Source organism: Exiguobacterium sp. s150, assembly GCF_018618435.1.
In the GTDB taxonomy this organism is placed as follows: domain Bacteria; phylum Bacillota; class Bacilli; order Exiguobacteriales; family Exiguobacteriaceae; genus Exiguobacterium; species Exiguobacterium alkaliphilum.
Genome location: NZ_JACSMC010000060.1, coordinates 1 through 3,683 on the forward strand (window position 1 = coordinate 1; position 3,683 = coordinate 3,683).

At 44.3% G+C, this 3,683-nt stretch carries 5 protein-coding genes; 1 reads left to right on the forward strand and 4 read right to left on the reverse strand.

Annotated elements, in window-relative coordinates; all coding sequences use genetic code 11:
- Positions 1–285: 285 nt before the first annotated feature.
- Positions 286–795: a hypothetical protein gene (locus tag KNP76_RS15355; RefSeq protein WP_214845022.1), complete on the reverse strand. Its 510-nt coding sequence runs from the start codon at positions 793–795 to the stop codon at positions 286–288.
- Positions 796–878: 83 nt separating this feature from the next.
- On the opposite strand from KNP76_RS15355, the gene KNP76_RS15360 reads away from it, so the two are divergent.
- On the forward strand, positions 879–1,304 hold the full coding sequence (locus KNP76_RS15360; RefSeq protein WP_214845023.1) for a hypothetical protein: 426 nt from the start codon (positions 879–881) through the stop codon (positions 1,302–1,304).
- 159 nt (positions 1,305–1,463) lie between these two features.
- On the opposite strand, the gene KNP76_RS15365 is transcribed toward KNP76_RS15360, so the two are convergent.
- Genes KNP76_RS15365 through KNP76_RS15375 form a run of 3 tightly spaced genes read right to left on the reverse strand, consistent with a single transcriptional unit; the run spans position 1,464 to position 2,412 of the window.
- Positions 1,464–1,715, reverse strand: coding sequence for a hypothetical protein (locus KNP76_RS15365; RefSeq protein ID WP_251137543.1), 252 nt, complete (start codon positions 1,713–1,715; stop codon positions 1,464–1,466).
- Positions 1,703–1,915 carry a hypothetical protein gene (locus tag KNP76_RS15370; RefSeq protein WP_214845024.1) on the reverse strand — a complete coding sequence of 71 codons (213 nt, stop codon included), beginning with the start codon at positions 1,913–1,915 and terminating at the stop codon, positions 1,703–1,705. Before KNP76_RS15370 ends, KNP76_RS15365 begins: the two co-directional genes overlap by 13 nt.
- A 23-nt stretch (positions 1,916–1,938) precedes the next feature.
- Positions 1,939–2,412: a hypothetical protein gene (locus tag KNP76_RS15375; RefSeq protein ID WP_214845025.1), complete on the reverse strand. Its 474-nt coding sequence runs from the start codon at positions 2,410–2,412 to the stop codon at positions 1,939–1,941.
- Positions 2,413–3,683 lie beyond the last annotated feature (1,271 nt).

Below are 3,683 nucleotides of genomic sequence, written 5' to 3' on the forward strand. Positions count from 1 at the left end.
ATCGAATACGAAAAAGAGAATCCGTACATCAAGACAAGAGCACAACGAGAAGCGCGACGGAATTTCATTTTCAAGTTGTATATGGACGCAAATGACGAATAAAAAAAGTGGCACATTTCGTGCCACTTTCGTGTTTTTGCCGGCACATTTCGTGCCATTTTTGGGGTTTTGATGATATCACGGAAACCCCAGGCTCTGCCTGGGCTATCACGGAAAGTGATAGCAGTTTCCCCTTATGCTCTTTGGACGGGGAAATATCGGTTTTCGTTCTTCCGCATCTGAGCTTCAATCCAAATATCTAATTTTTTGATTGTGCCAAGAAATCGAAGTTGCACCATTATGTGAAGATGCTTGATACAAACGAATATCTCCTTGAGGAGAAGTTTTAACAAATGTAACTGAGCCGTCATCTTTTGGATAAGGTCTAACTTGAGACCCTGGAGCCAATTTGTTAAACTCACGGCTAGCTTGTGCCGTAGTAGCGTTTTTAACATAATTTTGAGTTCCGGACGAAGTAACGTTAGTCAATCTAGCCCCACTTAAAACACTCCCCCACCCAGACGGCGGCAATTTACCGCCACCACATAAAGGATCAACGGTCAGATTTTCATATTCTGCATTCTCTTGTATTGGTTCCACAAAATCTGAATCAGATGAACCCTGCATCCAATTCGCTGAAATGTTCATTTCTTCTAAAGACCAAACGCGATCGCAAGCAGCATCTACCGTTTTACCCAACGGCAAAAGTAAAAAAATTAATGCTAACGACAAAGAAATTGAAATAAATTTTTTCAACGAAAACCCTCCTTTTTTATGTACAATAATACAAAAGCTATCTGAATACATCGAATTATTTGAAATTAATGGGAGGGGTTTTCTTGGTTAATTTTGATTTGGACGTACTTCTTACTACAGAGGAATACATATTGGAATTAGACAAATTTCAGTTGGAAAGAAATAATCACTTCGCCATAAATATGTACTTCCACGCGGCGACGGATGCCACTAAAATCTTAATTGACGATGAATCAAGAAAATATTTCTTAGTGCAATTCGACAAATACGCAATGTTTTTAGGAACTTTAGAAGAACACGGGATTCATGAAAATGACTTGAAGAACCAAAGGCCGATAGTAAAACTATCAGATTCAAAATTACTTTCTTTCGCCAAAGAAAATATGCAAACTCAAGTTGCAAATACCGATCGAGGTCCAATTTCTCATTTTGTGATTCGGACGTTTGATCAAGAATTTCATGTTCTATCTCATAGTGACCCTATTGTTATTGACATGGGCAAAAAATAAAAGACCTTATGTAAGGTCTTTTATTTTTTGCCCATTTTTTAATAAAAAACTTTGTGAAAACGGTCGTTTTTCGCCTTGTTTTTATACTTTGGCTTGAGAGCGTCGCCAAGTTTGCGTGGAGTTTTTATTTCACGCAAACTTGACGTTTTTTCGCCCTTTTTAGAGATTTCTCGAGTCGGACACCTTCCGGTACAGTTCGATCACCTGGGGGTTCTCTTTCTCCCACGTCGTGTTCTTCAGCATCGGGATTTTAAATACCCCTTCCATCTGCGTCATCAGTTCACCCAGACGGATTTCACGCTGGTGGATCGACGGATTTTGCATGATTTCCTCGTACCTTTTCTCAAATACATTGATTGTCAGAATCATTTTCTCACTTCCATTCCTTGTTTTTTCAATCAACTGCAGCATGCTGCAGCTTTGTTCAAGTCTTTCTCCTCGATATAGATCATGTCGTCTTCGACCTTAAAATCGATTCCATTCTTCTTCAGCCGTTCTTCCTGGGACGTACTATATTCTCCCCACTCAACAAGTTTTTGTTCACTTTCATTCGTAGAACAGCCTTGTAAAAGCAAGACTGCCGACAAGAAAACGACGAATATCTGCTTCATCAATAAATCTCCTTTCGGTCGAGTCACGTTTTTTTACGTACGTAATCTCGAAGTACTCCCTCGACCAACTCGTAGAGTTTCATATCATTCTCCAGGGCGATCTGCTTCAACTGCTTATGTAACGCCACATCCATGTCCAACGAGACTTTTTTACGATTGATCCGTTCCGGTTTAGTCTCGATCGCGAAATAGTCGTCGTCCAGACGGGACTGCCCCGTGACCGGGTCGATCTTCAACGGATCCGTGGCGACACGCTTCGCCTTCGTCACACTGGAACGGCTCGTCTGCACGAAATCGAGCACCTTCTTGTCCGCATTCGGATGGCTGCGGTCGATGTGCCAGCGCTTCGTCCGTTGGTCGAACGTCGCCCCGGCCGACTTCAGCGCCTCTCGTAGCTTCTCCTTGCCCACTGGTGCATGTTGCTTCGCCAGGTCCAGGAACTTCATACGCTCGTTCAGTTCCGTCACCTCGTAGATCGTGAGGTCCATGTTCTTCATCGAAGACCATCCTTTCTTCTTTGATTGTTGCCAACCTTCCCTCTTACCTTCTTAATTCTCCACATTCGGGGCTAATCCCTTCTTGTTTTTCCTTCTGGATCGCCCTGGCATCCTGTCGGATGTCTCGGGCGATCCTCTCCAGGTCTTCCTTCTCTCTGCTGAACGCACTTCGCTCCGGCGTTTACGCCTTCGCTCGCTTGTCGGGGCACATGCGGAACACGTCGCCAGACTACGCTAGGCTCGTATTCCTCGTGCCACACGCGAATTTGCATCTTCTCTTGCTTCCTCACTGATCTGTTTGTTCTTTGTTCTTTTCTTTTTTAGAACTTGGAGAGAAAAAGACTTGAAACCAAAGGGCGCACCGGGCATACTCCGGTAGGGAAGATAGGAAACGGCTGGATGGGCAGACTAACCCCTTTGAAAAAGGATGCGGTTAAAATCTGCCCACCACGTTCTCCGTCTAGTGCAAGACGAGGTATCCGTATGTCTAGGCGTTCCAAGACTCCGGGGTGTCTCAACCCCGACATGTGACTCGTTGCGCATCATTCGCGCACACAAGGCGTTTCCACGCCCTACCTTGCTGCCTTTCGGCGACTCGTCACATAACCCACTGCACGACGGCCAGAGCCGTCCTGCGTCGTGTCACAGCAATCATACAGCCGCTTACTAGAAAATCTCCTACAGTTTGTCGTAGGGCTGTCTACAGTCGTACCATATGACCCCGTTTGAACCTCCATATATTAAACGATCTTTACCATATCCCCGAAGGGACTTAGGCTATGTACAGGGCTTTCCGTCCTTCCCCTGCTAACGTCACATCACGTGCTGGAACTGCGGTGATGACCGATCCATTTTACTGCGTCGGCTGGATGAACCTACTCGTTTAGAGAGCGAGTGCGGACCTCTTTTATATGTAAGACCAAAACAAAAAGGACATCATTCAGTAGCAGGTTCGTAAACTCGCTACTGAATGACGCCCTTTTATATACCAAAAACCTTGAAGTTACCGAGGTAAATTAGTATGATAAGTTCATCTAAGTTAGGTGCGTACCTGCTTTGTACCCCTAACCTTCAATAGCGATGTCTCTTACACACCGCTATACAAAAGCGTCACTTCGATGATCATCAACCCGTTTGGCGACAGGTTGGTAGGAGAAGTGGCGTTTTTTGTTGTTCCGTCCGTATTTTGTTACTGATTATTCTACCTCTACATAGATATGATGACAATAAAATATTTCTTCTTACTGCATCGTTTTTCTATTTCGCTTGTC